This window comes from Nocardioides dilutus, assembly GCF_054779555.1.
This window is the reverse complement of the sequence record NZ_BAAGYA010000003.1, coordinates 1,050,961-1,066,780: the sequence shown is the minus strand read 5'-3', so window position 1 is coordinate 1,066,780 and position 15,820 is coordinate 1,050,961. Positions and strand designations below refer to the sequence as shown.

Sequence of the window (15,820 nt, the reverse complement as noted above, 5' to 3'; positions counted from 1 at the left end):
CAACCGATCGACCGGCCGTTCCGTAGAGGAGACATGACGCTCGACGAACCCGACCTCGCCCTCCTGCTCGACGAGAGCTTCGGCGACGGCCCGCCGCTTCCCGCGCCGGCCGACCGGCTCGCGGCCGGCCGGACGGCCCTGCGTCGCCGCCGCCGCGTGGGCGTCGCCGGGTCGGCGGCTGCGGTGGCCGTCATCCTCGGCGGTGTGGCGGTCCTGGGACCGGGCGGCAACGGCCCCGAGACCGCGGAGCCCCTGGCTCCGGGCCCGACCACCTCGTCCTCCGAGGGCACCATCGACGAGGCGCAGCTGGAGGTGTCGCTGGACCGGCTCGCGGCCCTGGCCCAGGTCCGGGCCCGGCACCTGCAGACCCAGCAACTGGTCAGCAAGCAGTTCCCCGCAGCGCTCGACCAGGACGGGACGCTCGTGGTCAAGGACGGGTGGGAGGTGACCCAGCAGGTGCCGGATCCGGTGGGCCTGACCCCGCCAGAGGCATCGCTAGGGGTGGTCGTGACCGACGGCCGACGCACCCGCTGGATGCTGCTCACGCTCGAACTGGTGAAGGGCACGATGTCGGCGGGCGCCAGCGCCGACGACCCGGGCAAGGGCTACAGCCGCTTCGAGGACTGGCTGGCCAGCATGGTCGCGATCAGCGGCGGGGCCGAGCCGGATGCCCTGGTCGTGGTCGGCGCCGGCGACCAGGTCGCCGCGGGTCCGGGCAGCACCCTGGTGGACGTGCAGGAGATCGACGTCATCGAGGGCTACACGTCGCCGGGCGACCGGATCGCCGAGGTGAGGCGTGACGGCCGGACCTGGTTCGTCGTCATCCGTGGCCACGGCCTCGACGCGGAGACCATCCCCGTCGATGCCGAGGTGTTGCCGGACGCGACGCTGGACGCGCTGCTGACCTATCTCGCCCAGCAGGCCGACTCCGGGGAAGGGGTGCGGTGAGCCGATCCACCGAGGATCGCGACGCGGAGTACGTCGCCTACGTCGCCGCGCGGCAGGCCCACCTGCGCCGGATCGCGTTCGCCGTGTGCGGTGACTGGCACCGCGCCGACGACCTGCTCCAGACGGCGCTGACCAAGCTCTACGTGGCGTGGCCGAGGGTGCACCTCGACGGCAGCCCGGACGCCTATGTCCGCCGGATCATCGTGCGCAGCCACATCGACGAGTCCCGCCGTCCGTGGCGGCGCGAGCGGTCGGGTCTGGACGGCCACGACCGGGCGGCCGAGACCGGGCTCCCGGTCGAGGAGCGCTCGGCCCTGTTCGAGGCTCTCCAGCAGCTGCCGGAGATGCAGCGCAAGGTGGTCGTGCTGCGGCATTGGCTCGGTCTGAGCGTCGAAGAGACCGCGAGCGAGCTGCGGATCAGCGGGGGCACGGTCAAGAGCCACAGCGCCCGGGCGATCAGCTCTCTCCAGGGGGTGCTGGAGGAGCCCAGACCGACAGGTCCGGGTCGTCCTCGGCGTACGACCTGACCGGGCCGGCGGGCGTCTCCGCGGTCTCGAAGCGCACGGTGACCACACCGCGTCCCGAGCCCCAGACCCAGCCCTTGCCCATCTCGGCATGCACGACGTCCATTCCGGGCGCCCAGCGTCGGACGGTGCCACCGCGGGGGAGCGGCAGCTCGAGGTCGGGCGCGTCCTCCTCCTCGTCCTCGGCGTCGGTGGTCTCGCCGAAGAGGTCCTCCTGCACCCAGTCGGCCAGGCCGGAGACGCCGACGCCGAGCAGGCGGACGCCGCCCGAGGTGTCCAGGTCGGCGAGAAGGCCCCGGGCTAGTCGGGCGATGGTGCCGGCGTGGTCGGTCGGTGAGGCGAGGGTCGTCGACCGGCTGACCGTCGTGAAGTCGTGCAGCCGGACCTTGATGGTGACTGTGCGGCCGGACAGCCCGTGCTTGCGCAGCCGGGTGGCGACGTCACCGGCCTGCCGGGTGAGCAGGTGCTCCATGAGCGTCCGGTCGGTGAGGTCAGTGTCGTAGGTGCCCTCCTGGCTCACCGACTTCGCCTCCCGTTCGGCCACGACGGGCCGGTCGTCCTGGGCGCGGGCGAGCCGGTAGAGGCCCGAACCCTGGGCCTTGCCCACCAGGCGCACGAGCTCGTCGAGGCTCACCGTCTCCAGCTCGGCGACGGTGTGGATCCCAAGGCGGCGCAGCCGCTCCGAGGTCGCCGGCCCCACGCCCGGGATGACCGTGACGTGCATCGGCCGCAGCAGCTCCTGCTCGGTGCCGGGGACGACCACGACCAGGCCGTCCGGCTTGTCGAGGTCGGAGGCGACCTTGGCGATGAACTTGGACGTGCCCAGGCCGACCGAGGCGGTGAGGCCGCCGGTGGCCTCGTGGACGTCGGCCCGGATCCGCTCGGCCAGCGCGGTCACCGTCTCGATGCCGAGGTCCGGCAGGCCCGCCTGCTCGAGGTCGACGAACGCCTCGTCGAGCGACAGCGGCTCCACCAGTGGGGAGACCTCGTGCAGCAGGCCCATGACGACCGCGCTGGCGTCCCGGTAGGCGTGGAACCGCCCGGTGAGGAAGGCGGCGTGCGGGCACCGGGACCTCGCCTCCCGCGTCGACATCGCCGACCGTACGCCGTACTTCCGGGCCTCGTAGGACGCCGTGGCCACCACGCCGCGGCCGCCGGTGCCGCCCACGACGACCGGCTTGCCGCGCAGCGAGGGCTTGTCGCGCTGCTCGACCGCGGCGAAGAACGCGTCCAGGTCGAGGTGGAGGACCGAGGCCTGGTCGCGCACGGCCGCACCGTACCCCCGGCAGCCGACATGCCAGCCAGGGCGCACAGGCGACCCCCGGCCCGGGTTCTCCCCAGGCTGCCGCCGACCGGCCCCGGAGCGTCGGCCGTCCTGGGGAGCGTCGTACGCATGACGACCACACCCAACCGCCAGGTCATGACCTTCCGAACCCCCGAGGACGTCCTCGCCGCGGTGCCCGTGCTCCTCGGTTTCGAGCCCTCCGACTCGGTGGTGATGCTCACCTTCGGCGGCCGGGAGACGTTCCACGCTCGCATCGACATCCCGCCGCCGCGAGAGCTGGACGAGGCGGTCGCCCTGCTGCTCGAGCCCGCCCTGGCCCACGGCGTGGAGCACGTCCTCTTCGTCGTCTACTCGGCCCGGCAGCGTCGCTCGCAGCGGCTCCTCGACCGGCTCGGCGCGAGCTTCGCCGAGGCCGGCATCCGGGTGGTCAGCACGGTGCGTGCCGACGGGGCCCGGTGGTTCCTCCCGGGGGTTCCCGACGCCCCGGGCGTCCCCTACGACGTCTGCGCCCATCCGTTCCGCGTCCGCTCGGTGTTCGAAGGGATCGTCGTGAGCGCCTCCCGTGACGAGCTGGCGGCCCGGCTCGTGCCCACCCCGGGGGTCGCCTCGGTCGACCGGGCTCGGGCGCGGGTGGATGCCTACGACTCAACGGAGGTGGTGGCCACCGTCTGGCGGGCGCTGGGCCGGGGCAGCTTCGAGGACGACGACCTCGCGGGCGTGCTGCAGGGGATGTGCGACCAGGCCGTCCGTGACGCGGCCTGGGGCTCGATGACCCGCGACGACGCGTCCGCCCATGTGGCGCTGTGGACCGATGCCGTCCAGCGCTCGCCCGAGGACCTCGTCGGTGCTCCGGCGGCGGTCCTGGGTCTGGCCGCCTGGTTGGCAGGCAACGGCGCCCTGGCCTGGTGCGCCGTCGACCGGTGCACGGCCAGCGACCCCGACAACTCCTTGGCCGAGCTGGTGGGCCGGCTGCTCAGCCGGGCCGTTCCGCCGTCCTCGTGGGACCACACCTATCGGGAGCCCGGCGGCGCGGGTTAGCGTCGACGGCATGGGTGAGCGGCATGGGTGAAGAGGTCGACGCACAGGAGTTCACCCGGGCCGACCGGACCCGCCACCGCGAGAAGGTCCGCCGCTGCCTCGACGTGTTCGCGCGGATGCTGCGCGAGGCCCGGTTCGACACCGACGACCCGATGACCGGCCTCGAGGTCGAGCTCAACCTGATCGACGACCGGGGCGACCCGGCGCTCAAGAACGTCGAGGCCCTCGCCGCGATCGCCGACCCCGCGTTCCAGACCGAGCTCGGCCAGTTCAACATCGAGATCAACGTCCCGCCGGCCAAGCTCCGCGAGGACGGGCTCGGCTTCTTCGAGGACGTCCTGCGGCGCAACCTCAACGACGCGGAGGCCAAGTCGGCCGAGGTCGGGGCGCATCTGGTGATGATCGGCATCCTGCCGACCCTCGCCGAGGGCCACATGACGGCCGAGAGCATCAGCCCCAACCCGCGCTACAAGCTGCTCAGCGAGCAGATCCTGGCCGCCCGTGGCGAGGACATCGCGATCTCGATCGCCGGAGTCGGCAACATCGAGCGGCTCGAGGCGACCTCAGACTCGATCCTGCCCGAGGCGGCCTGCACCAGCACCCAGTTCCACGTCCAGACCTCCCCCGACGACTTCGCGGAATACTGGAACGCCTCCCAGGCCGTCGCCGGCATCCAGCTGGCGCTGGGCGCCAACTCTCCCTACCTGCTCGGCAAGGAGCTCTGGCGGGAGACCCGCATCCCGCTGTTCGAGCAGGCCACCGACACCCGCAGTGAGGAGCTCAAGGCCCAAGGGGTGCGGCCCCGGGTCTGGTTCGGCGAGCGCTGGGTCAACTCGGTCTTCGACCTGTTCGAGGAGAACGTCCGCTACTTCCCGGCCCTCCTGCCGATCACCGACGACGAGGACCCGCTGGCCGTGCTCGAGTCCGGTGGCACCCCGACGCTCTCCGAGCTCCGGCTGCACAACGGCACGATCTACAGGTGGAACCGGCCGGTCTACGACATCGCCGGGGGAGTGCCGCACCTCCGGGTGGAGAACCGGGTTCTCGCGGCCGGTCCCACGGTCGCCGACACGGTGGCCAACGCCGCGTTCTACTTCGGACTGGTGCGCTCGCTGGCGGAGAATGAGCGTCCACTGTGGTCCCAGATGTCCTTCAGCGCCGCGGAGGAGAACTTCCACGTCGCTGCGCTCCAGGGCATCGACGCCCAGGTCTACTGGCCGGGAGTCGGCCAGATCCGGGCGACCGAGCTGGTGCTGCGCCGGCTTCTCCCCATGGCACATGAAGGCCTGGCCTCGTGGGGTGTCGAGAGCGCCGCGGCCGACCGCCTGCTCGGCATCATCGAGCAGAGGTGTCTGATCGGGACCAACGGCGCGGAGTGGTTCGTCAACCGGATGGCCCAGCTCGGTGACCTGGACCGCTACGACGCGCTGCGGCGCGCGCTGCTCGACTACCGCGAACGGATGCACACCAACGAGCCCGTCCACACCTGGGACCAGGTCTAGGGCCGCAGCCGCACCCAGGTCTGGCCGGCTCCGCTGCGGGGGTCGCGCCAGCCACGCCGGGTGACCACCACCATGGTCAGGTCGACACCCGCCTCGGCGCAGGCGGTGGCAGAAGAGCTCAGCCACTCCACGTCGAGGTCGTGCAGGGCGAGGTCGCCGGCCCGGGTCAGCCACACCCAGGGCCCCGCCGACGACGACAGCGACGACCCCGGCGGGGCGGGCCGGCGGCGACCGAGCATCGCGGCCACGATGTCGGCGCGCAGGGCGTGATCGGTCGGCTCGTCACGGTTGACGGTGAAGCGGCGCAGCCGGCCCCCCGGTGTGCCCACGTGGACCACGGGCGGGAACGCCCGGCCAGTGAGGGAGCGGACGTGCTCGGCCACGGCCCGGCGCAGGAGCCGCCGACTCTCGAGGTCGATCGGTTCGCGCACCTCCACTCCGACAGCCTGCCCGTTCCTGGCTCGGCAGGGGTTTGGCCCTCCACAGGCTGCCTGCAACGGCCCGGATTGGGTACGGTGCCCAGATGGGAACCGTCGTGGTGGGATATGTGCCCAAGCCGGAGGGGGAGGCCGCGTTGAGCGCGGCGATCGCTGAGGCCAAACTCCGCAGCTCGACCCTGGTGATCGTCAACTCTCATCGCGGGGGCGACTCCTTCGACGGCGAGAAGGCGCTCCGCGCCGATGCCGAGCTGGACGACGTCAGGGCGCGGCTCGAGGCGGCTGGCGTCGACTTCGAGATCCGCCAGCTCGTCCGCGGGTTCGAGCCCGCCGAGGACCTCATCGGCATCGCCCAGTCCACCGATGCCGAGCTCATCGTGATCGGCCTGCGGCGGCGTACGCCGGTCGGCAAGCTCATCCTCGGCAGCAACGCCCAGCGAGTGCTGCTCGACGCGCCGTGCGCGGTGCTGGCCGTCAAGTCCGACTGAGCCTGGATCCACCGGACGGCGAGCCTGGGTCCCCAGGGTCAGCCGAGCCAGTGGTAGCGGTTCTCGGGACGTCCCGCGGCGCCGTACTTCGGCGTCACCCGAGCCCGCCCCTCGGTGACGAGGTGCTCGAGGTAGCGGCGCGCACTGACGCGGGAGACCCCTACCTGGTCGCTGATCTCCTGCGCGGAGGCAGAGCCGTCGTGCTCAGCGAGCGCGTCGCGGACGGCCTCCATGGTGGTGCGGGAGAGACCCTTGGGCAGGACGGCTGCGGTGCGTCCACGGCGCGGGGCGACCAGGAGCCGGTCGACCTGGTCCTGGTCGAGCTCGGTGTCCTGGACCTCCGTGCGCTGGATCTCGGCCCGGTGCCGTAGGTAGTCGTCGAGGCGCTCGCGGAGGACCTGGGCGGTGAACGGCTTGACCAGGTAGTGCAGCACCCCGCCGGCCATCGCGGCCCGCACGGTGTCCAGCTCGCGGGCCGCGGTGATGGCGATGACGTCGATCGGCCGTCCCGGGCGGGCCCGGAGCTGCTGGAGCACCTCGAGGCCGGTCATGTCGGGCAGGTAGACGTCCAGCAGCACCAGGTCGGGCCTGGTCTCGTCGACGAGGCGGAGCGCCTCCGCGCCGTCGTGGGCGACGCCGACGACGTCGAACCTCCCGTGGAACTCCACGAACCCACGGTGGAGCGCCGCCACGGCGAAGTCGTCGTCGACCACGAGCACCCTGGGCCGTTCGCTGGGCCGTTCGGTCATGACCCTCCTCCGGCGGGAGCCGGCTCCCGCGGCGCGGCCCGGGGGGCGCGACGGGGGAGGTGGACCTCGAAGCGGGCGCCACCCGAGGCCGACGCCGAGACGGTCACATCGCCACCGCGCCGCCGGGCGACCCGCTGGACGAGGGCGAGCCCGATGCCGCGGGTGCCGGCCTCGCCCTTGGTGCTCCACCCGGACTCGAAGATCCGGTGCCGGTCCGACTCCGGGATGCCGGCGCCGTCGTCCTCCACGGTCACCAGCGTGCCGTGCTCGTCCTGGCGCAGCGAGACCTCGACGGTCCCAGCCGGGGCACTGGCGTCGACTGCGTTGTCGATGAGGTTGCCGAGGACGGTCACCAGGTCGGCGCTCTCGTCCTGGCCGACCTCCGAGGCGGGGTCGACGAGGAGGTGGACGCCGCGCTCCTCGCTGGTCGTGGTCTTGGCGAGCAGCAGCGCGACGACGTCGGGGTTGGCGATCCCCGGCGCCACCGCGGCGCGGGTCAGCGAACCGCCGTGGCCGGTGCGGGCGATGAACGCCAGCGCGTCGTCGGTGGCGCCCGTCTCGATCAGCCCGGAGATGACGTGCATCCGGTTGGAGAACTCGTGGGCCTGGGCGCGCAGTGCCTGGGTGATGTCCCGGGCGCCGTCGAGCTCGCGCAGGGTGCGGAGCAGCTCGGTCCGGTCGCGCAGCACGAGCACCGAGCCCACCGTCTCCCCGTCGACCTGGGCGTCGCTGCGCTGCCCCAGCAGGATCCGCTCGCCGGCCAGGAGCATGCGCTCGCGCGTCTCGCCGTCGGCGCGCAGCAGCGCGAGCACGCTGGGCTCCAGCACCTCCTCGGCCCGTCGACCGATCGTGTCGGGACCGAGGTCCAGCAGGCGGACCGCCTGGTCGTTGACCAGTGCGATGCGCTCCTGGGCGTCCACGGCCAGTAGGCCCTCACCGATGCTGTGCAGCATCGCCTCGCGGGTCTCGAGCAGCGCAGCGATCTCCTCGGGCTCCAGGCGGTAGATGCGCCGCCACACAAGGCGGGAGACCCACACGGCGCCCAGGGTGCCGACCAGCACCGCGCCGGCGAGCCACATGGCCAGGCCGGGGAGGTAGTCGTAGAGGTCGGCGCGCAGCTCGGACTCGAGGATCCCCACGGACACGGAGCCGATGATCGTGCCGCCGTCGTCGCGGATCGGCAGCTTGACGCGCCAGGACTCGCCCAGAGTGCCGGTCTGGGTGCCGACGTACATCTTCCCCGAGAGCGGGACCGAGGGGTCGGTGGAGACGCGCTTGCCGATCTGGTCGGGGTTGGGGTGGGAGAAGCGGATGCCCTGGTCGTCGGTGACCACGACGTAGGTCACGCCTGAGGCCTGGCGGATCAGCTCGGCGATCGGCTGGATCGTCTCCGAGGGGTCCTCGGAGTCGAACGCCTCGACCACCGAGGGGAGCGTGGCCACGCTCTGGGCGACCCCGATCATCTGGTCCTGGTAGGACTCCCGGATCTGCGCGGCCTGCATCCGGGCGGCCACGACGCCGACCAGGCACACCGTCGTCAGCACGATGAGCATCTGCAGCACCAGCAGCTGGGTGCGCAGGGAGCCTCTCCGGACCATCCCGTCATTGTGCAGCAGGTCACAGCCCTGACGGCCGGCTCGGAGCCAGGCCAAAAGTTCCAATACGACCGATACCTCCGCAACGTTCCCGCCCGGTCAGCGCCACTCCTACGGTCGCCGGACGTGACGCCCGTCACGATCCCAAGGAGTGAACCCGACATGACCCGCTTGCTGAACCATCGCCGCCGTCTCGCCACCACGGCTCTCGCCCTCACCGGAGCGCTCGCCTTCGCGGGCTGCGGCTCCCTGGGCGACAGCACCGAGGACGCCGCTGCCGACGACAGCGCCATCGACGACCTGAAGATCATCGTCCCGGCCGACCCGGGAGGTGGCTGGGACGCCACCGGTCGCGCGATGCAGGGCGTCCTGCAGGACAACGACCTGGTCGGGAGCGCCCAGGTGGTCAACGTCGGCGGGGCCGGCGGCACCATCGGCCTCGCCCAGCTCGCGAACGAGCGCGAGGAGAACACCCTGATGGTCATGGGCCTGGTGATGGTCGGGGCGATCGAGACCAACCAGTCCGAGGCCACGTTGGCCGACGTGACCCCGATCGCCGAGCTGACCGAGGAGCCGCTGATCATCGTGGCGCCCGCGGACTCGCCCTACGAGTCGGTCACCGACCTCGTCGAGGACCAGGCGGCCCGCGGTCAGGGCGTCTCGATCGCCGGTGGCTCGGCCGGGGGAGCGGACCACATTCTCGCCGGGCTGCTGCTCCAGGACGCCGGCATCGCGCCCGACAGCCTCAACTACATCCCCTACTCCGGCGGCGGCGAGTCCCTGGCCGCGCTGCTCGGCAGCAAGGTGGACGCCGGCATTTCCGGTGTCGCGGAGTACGCGGCCCAGGTCGAGAGCGGCGAGCTCAAGGCCCTCGGCGTCTCCGGCGAGGAGGCGTCCGACCTGCTGCCCGACGTCCCGACCCTCACCGAGCAGGGCGTCGACGTGACGCTCACCAACTGGCGCGGCGTGGTCGCTCCCGGCTCGATCGACGACACCAAGGCGGATCAGCTGACCGAGCTGGTGACCGAGATGCACGGCACCGAGGACTGGGCAACCGTGCTGGAGGAGAACGCCTGGGCCGACGCCTTCGTGGCGGGCGACGAGTTCGCGACCTTCATGGACGACGAGATCGCCCGGGTGATCGAGGTCCTGCGCGACATCGGTCTGGTCGAGTGACCATGTCGCCCACACCGTCCTCCACGCACGACGCGCCCCCCGTGGACCGCGCCGTCCCCGCCGGCGAGCTCGGGTTCGCCGCCGGGGTGGTGGCCCTCGGCGTCTTCTCGCTGGTCCGGGCGGGCTCCATCAACGAGCCGGTCACCGCCGGCTCGATGGGGCCCCGGGTCCTGCCCTACGTGGTCGGCGCGGCGCTTGTCCTCTCCGGCCTCGCCGTCGCGGCGGCGGTGGTCCGCGGCCACCGCGGCGAGGCCGAGCAGGGCGAGGACGTCGCCGATGACGACCACACCGACTGGGTCACCGTCGGGCTGCTGGTCGGCATGTTGCTCATCCACGTCTTCCTCATCGTCCCGGCGGGGTGGCCGTTCGCCGCCGCCGTGCTCTTCGGCGGCTCCGCGATCGTGCTGGGCGCCAAGCCGTGGTGGCGAGCGGCCGTGATCGGTCTGCTCCTGGCGTTCGTCCTGCAGGCGGCGTTCGCCGGCGGCCTGGGCGTCTCGCTGCCCGCCGGCCCGCTCCTGGAGGGGGTGTCGTTCCTCGGTGGATAGCTTCTCCGCCCTCATGGAGGGCTTCGGCACGGCCTTGCAGCCGGAGTACCTGCTGCTCGCCATGGTCGGCGTCTTCGTCGGCACCGCTGTCGGCGTGCTGCCCGGCATCGGCCCCGCGATGACCCTCGCACTGCTGCTGCCGCTGACCTACAGCCTGGACGCGACCGGGGCGCTCATCATGTTCGCCGGGATCTACTACGGCGGGATGTACGGCGGGTCGACCACCTCCATCCTGCTCAACACCCCAGGTGAGTCCGCGTCGATCATCACTGCCCTCGAGGGCAACCGGATGGCGAAGGCGGGCCGCGGCACCGCGGCGCTGGCCACCGCGGCGATCGGCTCCTTCGTCGCCGGGACGATCGCCACCGTGGCGCTGACCTTCCTCGCGCCGCTCGCGGCCGAGCTTGCCGTGAAGCTAGGCCCTGTCGACTACGTCGCCCTGATGATCCTGGCGTTCCTGACCGTCGGCGCACTGCTGGGCAGCTCCGTCTCCCGAGGCCTCGCCTCGCTGTCGATGGGACTGTTCATCGGCCTGATCGGGGTCGACCTGATCTCGGGGCAGCAGCGGTTCACGTTCGGCATGTCGGTGCTCGGCGACGGGATCGACGTCGTCCTGGTTGCCGTCGGCCTGTTCGCGGTCGGCGAGGCGCTCTACGTCGGGTCCCGGCTGCGCCGCGGTCCGGTCGAGGTGGTCCCGATCGCCAAGGGCTGGCGCAGCTGGCTGACCCGCGACGAGCTGCGGCTCTCGTGGAAGCCGTGGTTGCGGGGCACCGCCATCGGCTTCCCGATCGGCACGATCCCCGCCGGCGGAGCGGACGTGTCCACGTTCCTGTCCTACGCCGCGGAGAAGAAGCTGGCCAAGGGCGAGCGCAAGGAGCAGTTCGGCCACGGCGCGATCGAGGGCGTGGCAGGCCCGGAGTCGGCCAACAACGCAGCGGCTGCCGGGGTGCTCGTCCCGTTGCTCACCCTGGGCCTGCCGACCTCGGCGACCGCGGCGATCATGCTGCTGGTGTTCCAGCGCTTCGACGTACCGACGGGGTCGCAGCTGTTCGCGGGCGACGCCACCCTGGTGTGGGGGCTGATCGCCAGCCTCTACCTCGGCAACGTGATGCTGCTGGTGCTGAACCTGCCGCTGGTCGGGATGTGGGTGCGGGTGCTCCAGATCCCGAGGCACTACCTCTACGCCGGCATCCTCACCTTCGCGGGGATGGGTGCCTTCGCGGTGAACTTCATCCCTGCCGACGTGATGATCCTGCTGGTGATCGGGGTCATCGGGTTCTTCATGCGGCGCTACGGCTACCCGGTGGCACCGATGGTCGTGGCGATGATCCTGGGCCCGATGTTCGAGGCGCAGATGCGCAGGGCGCTCTCGATCTCGCAGGGCGACCCGCTGACGCTGGTGCAGTCGCCGTTTGCGGTGGTCGTGTACTCCACGGTGGCGGTGCTCTTCGCGGTGTCGCTGTGGCTGAAGGGGCGCGAGAAGGAGGCGGAGGAGGTTCTGCAGCACGTGGAGGACGACGAGCCGCTGTCGACCGGAGAGAGGGCTGGGCGGTCATGACCGTGGTCGTGGGATACATCCCCAACGAGCTGGGCGAGGCGGCCCTCGACGTGGCTATCGAGGAGGCGCGCAGGCGCGGCACCGACCTGGTCGCCGTCAACACCACGCGGGCCGACCGCCTCGTGGACCCGCGCTACGCCCAGGAGGCACAGGCGACCGCGCTGGAGGCGCGGCTCGAGGAGTCGGGTATCCCGCACTCGGTGCGCCGGTTCACCTCGACCGAGCTGGCGGCCGACGACGTGCTGAGCACGGCCGACGACGTCGGCGCCGAGCTGATCGTGATCGGCCTGCGCCACCGCACCCCGGTGGGCAAGCTCATCATGGGCTCCACCGCCCAGTCGATCCTGCTCGACGCGACCTGCCCGGTGCTCTCGGTGAAGCTGCCGCGGCACTGAGGTCGCGGCGCACTGAGGTCGCGGCGCCGGCCCTCAGGTGATCCCGTGCTCGAACGCGTAGGCGGCCGCGGCCGTGCGGGACCGGACGTCCAGCTTGGTGAAGATGTTGCTCAGGTGCCGCGCGACCGTCTTCTCGCTCAGGAACAGGGCCGTCGCGATCTCCGGGTTGGACCGGCCCGCGGCGACCAGCCGGAGCACCTCGGCCTCGCGGGCGGTGAGCCCGCCCGGTAGGCGACCCGGGGCCAGCAGCCGGTCCGCCTCCAGTGCGGCCGGCCGCGCCCCCAGCGCCGCGAGTGCCCGGGCCGCGGCCGCCAGCTCGGCGGCCGCGGACTCCTCGTCGCCGAGCTGCCGCAGCGCGCGACCGACCAGGACCTGTGTTCGGGCGGTCTCGTAGGGCCAGCCGAGCTCCCGCCACCCCTGCAGCGCCGGACGCGTCGAGGCCAGGGCTTCCTCGGGTCGGTCCTCGGCGAGCGCCAGAGCCCCGACCGCGTAGCCGGCCATGGCCCGCAGAGAGCTCGACTCGAACCCGTCACCGACCGCCACCAGCTCGGCGACGAGCGGGCGCGCGGCGGCCAGGTCGTCCCCGGCGATGAGGACCTCGATCGCGCCGGGGAGCAGCTGCGAGCGATGGATCGGGTCGCGTGGCTCGCCGAGCACGCGGCGTACGGCCGCGCACGCCGCGTCGGTCCGGCCGCAGGCCAGGGAGAGCAGGGCATGTGCGGGCTGTGGGTCGTGGCCGAGTCCGATGGCCTGCTGGAAGGCCGCCTCGGCGGCGTCGTGCTCACCACGGATCCGCAGCAGGTCGCCCTTCTCCGCGAAGGCCAGTCCCGCGGCGCCCGGGGTGTCCGCCGCGACGTAGCGCGCGGCGGCGCCCTCGAGCTCGGCAATGGCCTTCTCGAAGGCACCCCGGACCCGCATCACCTGGGCGCGGTGCACCGCGCACTGACCGGTGAACGGCACCAGCCCCACCTGCGCTCCGCACCAGGTCGTCAGCGCGGTCGTCCACTGCGCGACCCTGCCGAAGTCCGAGATCTCCTGGCAGGCCTCGATCAGTGAGCAGTAGGTGTGCCCGGCGAAGATCGGGGACACCTCGCCCGTGGAGACGCCGACCATGGCCTCGTCGAGCAGTCGCACGCCCTCGGGCACCCGGCCCAGGTAGAGCAGGCACCGCCCCTGGGCCATCAGTCCGGCGGCGAGCAGATCGCCGTCACCGAACCGGCGGCCGTACGACGTGAGGGCGGCGGCCTCATCGTGCCCGGTGACCGGGTCACCGCCGAGGATGTGCGTGAGCATCCGGAAGAACAGGACGTACCCGTGCTCGACGGTGTCCTCCTCGAAGCCCGCCAGCAGCCGCTCGGCACGCGCGATCCAGCCGCTGGCGACCGCCCGTTCCCCGCGGTCCATCAGCGTCATGGCCAGCCAGAAGGCCGACCGGACCGCGGCTGGCTGGTCCCCGGCGTCGACGTGTGCCTGGTAGGCCCGCTGGAGCGCCTGGATGCAGTCGTTGTGACGGCCGACGAGGAAGGCAGCGGTGGCGAGATCGGCGAAGTCGGCGGCCAACAGAGCGTCGCTCCCGGCCGCCGAGAGACCTTCGTACGCGGCGACCCAGTCGCGGCGGTCGAAGGCCTCACGCGCCCGCTGCAGCTCTTCGACGACGTCCACGAAGCCTCACCTGCTGCGAGCATAGGACGTTCAGGCGGCCTGGGGCTGCTTCCTTCCCGTCGCCTTCACCCGGTCGCCGATCCGCCGCGCCAGGAACTCCGCGTCCCGGCCGATGCCCGGGAAGACCATGGAGCTGAACGCGTACTGGAACGCGAGGCCGCAGAAGAAGAGCCCGGGCACCTCGTCGACCACACCGCGCATCTCCACGGGCCAGCCGTCCTCGCCGACCACCGGCAGCTTGATCCAGTCGAAGACCTGGCGGAAGCCGGTCGCCCAGACGACGTTGGTGACGGGCACGACGGTGCCGTCCTCGAGCAGCGGCATGCCGTCCCGGACCCCCACCATCCTGGCCGTGTTCCGCTCGACGCCGCGCGCGGCGAGGTCCTCGCGGTGGATCCGGACCATGGGCCCTCCGTGCGCCCGCACCTCGTGGAACTCCTTGCGTCCGATCGGCGTACGCCTGGTGAGGACGTGCCGCCACGCGAAGACGACCACCGGGAACATGAACCTCGCCCGGCGCTGCTCGGGCTTGAACGGGAGCTGCCCGGGGTCCCGCCCGCAGAGGGTGACCGGGTTGGTCTGCGCCGCCTCGAAGGCGATGTCGGTGCCCGAGTGCGAGGCACCCACCACCAGGACCGGCCCGGGGCGGAGGTCGGCCGGCCGGTGGTAGTCGCTGGAGTGGAGCTGGTGGATCGACGGGTCGAGCTGGTCGGCGAAGTCCGGCAGGTTGGGGGTCTGGCCGAACGTCCCGGTCGCCACGACCACGTTGTCGCAGGTGATCGTGTGGTCGCCGATGAGCAGCTCGAAGCCCCCGTCGGCGGTCTGCTCCAGGGCGTCGACCCTGGTGCTCATCCGCACCGGCAGGTCGAATTCGAGCGCGTAGCTCTCCAGGAAGGCGGCGACCTCGTCCTTCTGGGGGAAGGTCCAGGGGTCGGCCGGGAACGGCATGCCCGGGAGGCCGTCGTACTTCGCCGGGCTGTAGAGCCGCAGCGTGTCCCAGTGCCGACGCCAGTTGTCGCCGACCCGGGCGTTGCCGTCCAGGACGACGCAGGGTCGGCCCTGCTTCTTCAGGTGGTAGGCCGTGGACAGGCCGGCCTGGCCGGCCCCGATGATCACGGTCTCGATGTGCTCGGTGGACATGGTTCCTCCCGGGTGTCGGGTGAGGCTGGTGTCTGGTGAGGCTCCGACGCTAGGAAGGGCGAGCCGTTGGCCGCGTCGGGCAGGATGCCCAAACCCGTTCCGTCGGCCTGGGTGGGTTGACCCATCCGCCCGGGAGGCGTGATGACCCCGGGTGCTGCAGGATGGCCGGGTGACGATCCACATCACCGGAGACCCGGCGGCCGACGAGGTGCTGTCCACCAACGCCTTCGCGCTGGTCGTCGGCATGATGCTCGACCAGCAGTACCCCATGGAGCACGCGTTCCGCGGGCCGGCGAAGGTGCTGGACCGCTTCGGGACCCTCGACCCGGCCGCGATCGCGGCAGCCGACCCGGAGGAGTTCGCCACGCTCTGCTCGACCCCGCCGGCGATCCATCGCTACGGGCGCTCGATGGCCGGCCGGCTCCAGGCGCTGGCCGCGCTGGTCGAGGAGAAGTACGACGGCGACGCTGCCCGGCTCTGGACCGAGGCCGGGTCGGCGCAGGAGCTGTTCGACCGGGTGCTCGAGCTGCCCGGGTTCGGCAAGCAGAAGGCCCAGATCTTCGTGACCCTGCTCGCCAAGCAGCTCGGCGTACGCCCGGAGGGTTGGGAGGCTCTCGTCGGCGACTATGCCCAGGACGGGTATCGCTCCGTGGCCGACGTCGTCGACCCCGCGTCGCTGCAGAAGGTGCGGGACTTCAAGAAGGCCAAGAAGGCGGCCGCCAAGGCCGGATCCGCCTGACAGGCACCGATGCGGAGGCCTCATGGTCTGCGTGGCAGA

16 protein-coding genes are annotated in these 15,820 nt (G+C 72.0%); 10 read left to right on the top strand and 6 right to left on the bottom strand.

The features are described from left to right. The first annotated feature begins 33 nt into the window (after positions 1-33). Complete coding sequence (locus ACYVC6_RS20820) at positions 34-948, top strand: hypothetical protein (protein ID WP_460716398.1); 915 nt, start codon at positions 34-36, stop codon at positions 946-948. After that, positions 945-1,475, top strand: coding sequence for a SigE family RNA polymerase sigma factor (locus ACYVC6_RS20815; RefSeq protein ID WP_460716397.1), 531 nt, complete (start codon positions 945-947; stop codon positions 1,473-1,475). The genes ACYVC6_RS20820 and ACYVC6_RS20815 overlap by 4 nt, the downstream gene beginning before the upstream one ends. Here ACYVC6_RS20815 and ACYVC6_RS20810 read toward each other — a convergent pair. Further along, entirely contained in the window at positions 1,405-2,739 is a 1,335-nt protein-coding gene (locus ACYVC6_RS20810; RefSeq protein ID WP_460716396.1) for a DNA polymerase IV, read from the bottom strand. The genes ACYVC6_RS20815 and ACYVC6_RS20810 overlap by 71 nt on opposite strands. 126 nt (positions 2,740-2,865) lie before the next feature. Here ACYVC6_RS20810 and ACYVC6_RS20805 point away from each other — a divergent pair, with 126 nt between their 5' ends. Then, positions 2,866-3,795: a DUF4192 domain-containing protein gene (locus tag ACYVC6_RS20805; protein WP_460716395.1), complete on the top strand. Its 930-nt coding sequence runs from the start codon at positions 2,866-2,868 to the stop codon at positions 3,793-3,795. Between the two features lie 23 nt (positions 3,796-3,818). Beyond that, positions 3,819-5,297, top strand: coding sequence for a glutamate--cysteine ligase (locus ACYVC6_RS20800; protein ID WP_460716394.1), 1,479 nt, complete (start codon positions 3,819-3,821; stop codon positions 5,295-5,297). Here ACYVC6_RS20800 and ACYVC6_RS20795 read toward each other — a convergent pair. Continuing rightward, positions 5,294-5,734 (bottom strand): hypothetical protein, encoded by a 441-nt coding sequence (locus ACYVC6_RS20795; RefSeq protein WP_460716393.1) that lies wholly within the window; start codon positions 5,732-5,734, stop codon positions 5,294-5,296. The two genes, ACYVC6_RS20800 and ACYVC6_RS20795, sit on opposite strands and share 4 nt — an antisense overlap. 86 nt (positions 5,735-5,820) lie before the next feature. Here ACYVC6_RS20795 and ACYVC6_RS20790 point away from each other — a divergent pair, with 86 nt between their 5' ends. Continuing rightward, entirely contained in the window at positions 5,821-6,222 is a 402-nt protein-coding gene (locus ACYVC6_RS20790) for a universal stress protein (RefSeq protein ID WP_460716392.1), read from the top strand. Between the two features lie 38 nt (positions 6,223-6,260). Here the strand turns inward: ACYVC6_RS20790 and ACYVC6_RS20785 are convergent, their stop codons facing one another. Together ACYVC6_RS20785 and ACYVC6_RS20780 are read right to left on the bottom strand one after the other, a co-directional pair. Next, positions 6,261-6,971 carry a response regulator gene (locus ACYVC6_RS20785; protein ID WP_460716390.1) on the bottom strand — a complete coding sequence of 237 codons (711 nt, stop codon included), beginning with the start codon at positions 6,969-6,971 and terminating at the stop codon, positions 6,261-6,263. Beyond that, positions 6,968-8,569 carry an ATP-binding protein gene (locus tag ACYVC6_RS20780; RefSeq protein ID WP_460716389.1) on the bottom strand — a complete coding sequence of 534 codons (1,602 nt, stop codon included), beginning with the start codon at positions 8,567-8,569 and terminating at the stop codon, positions 6,968-6,970. Before ACYVC6_RS20780 ends, ACYVC6_RS20785 begins: the two co-directional genes overlap by 4 nt. A 159-nt stretch (positions 8,570-8,728) precedes the next feature. On the opposite strand from ACYVC6_RS20780, the gene ACYVC6_RS20775 reads away from it, so the two are divergent. The 4 genes from ACYVC6_RS20775 to ACYVC6_RS20760 are packed head-to-tail and all read left to right on the top strand — an operon-like array spanning position 8,729 to position 12,240. Continuing rightward, a complete protein-coding gene (locus tag ACYVC6_RS20775) occupies positions 8,729-9,742 on the top strand; it encodes a Bug family tripartite tricarboxylate transporter substrate binding protein (RefSeq protein ID WP_460716387.1) in 1,014 nt (337 codons plus the stop codon). Between the two features lie 41 nt (positions 9,743-9,783). Beyond that, positions 9,784-10,287: a tripartite tricarboxylate transporter TctB family protein gene (locus tag ACYVC6_RS20770; protein WP_460716386.1), complete on the top strand. Its 504-nt coding sequence runs from the start codon at positions 9,784-9,786 to the stop codon at positions 10,285-10,287. Continuing rightward, a complete protein-coding gene (locus ACYVC6_RS20765) occupies positions 10,280-11,845 on the top strand; it encodes a tripartite tricarboxylate transporter permease (protein WP_460716385.1) in 1,566 nt (521 codons plus the stop codon). Before ACYVC6_RS20770 ends, ACYVC6_RS20765 begins: the two co-directional genes overlap by 8 nt. Beyond that, complete coding sequence (locus ACYVC6_RS20760) at positions 11,842-12,240, top strand: universal stress protein (protein WP_460716383.1); 399 nt, start codon at positions 11,842-11,844, stop codon at positions 12,238-12,240. The genes ACYVC6_RS20765 and ACYVC6_RS20760 overlap by 4 nt, the downstream gene beginning before the upstream one ends. Before the next feature lie 33 nt (positions 12,241-12,273). Here the strand turns inward: ACYVC6_RS20760 and ACYVC6_RS20755 are convergent, their stop codons facing one another. Further along, the gene (locus tag ACYVC6_RS20755) at positions 12,274-13,902 is read right to left on the bottom strand and encodes a helix-turn-helix transcriptional regulator (RefSeq protein WP_460716382.1); all 1,629 of its coding nucleotides are present in this window, start codon (positions 13,900-13,902) and stop codon (positions 12,274-12,276) included. A gap of 30 nt (positions 13,903-13,932) precedes the next feature. Beyond that, positions 13,933-15,042 (bottom strand): flavin-containing monooxygenase, encoded by a 1,110-nt coding sequence (locus tag ACYVC6_RS20750; RefSeq protein ID WP_460716381.1) that lies wholly within the window; start codon positions 15,040-15,042, stop codon positions 13,933-13,935. Positions 15,043-15,211: 169 nt separating this feature from the next. On the opposite strand from ACYVC6_RS20750, the gene ACYVC6_RS20745 reads away from it, so the two are divergent. After that, complete coding sequence (locus ACYVC6_RS20745) at positions 15,212-15,781, top strand: HhH-GPD-type base excision DNA repair protein (protein ID WP_460716380.1); 570 nt, start codon at positions 15,212-15,214, stop codon at positions 15,779-15,781. Positions 15,782-15,820: the final 39 nt, after the last annotated feature.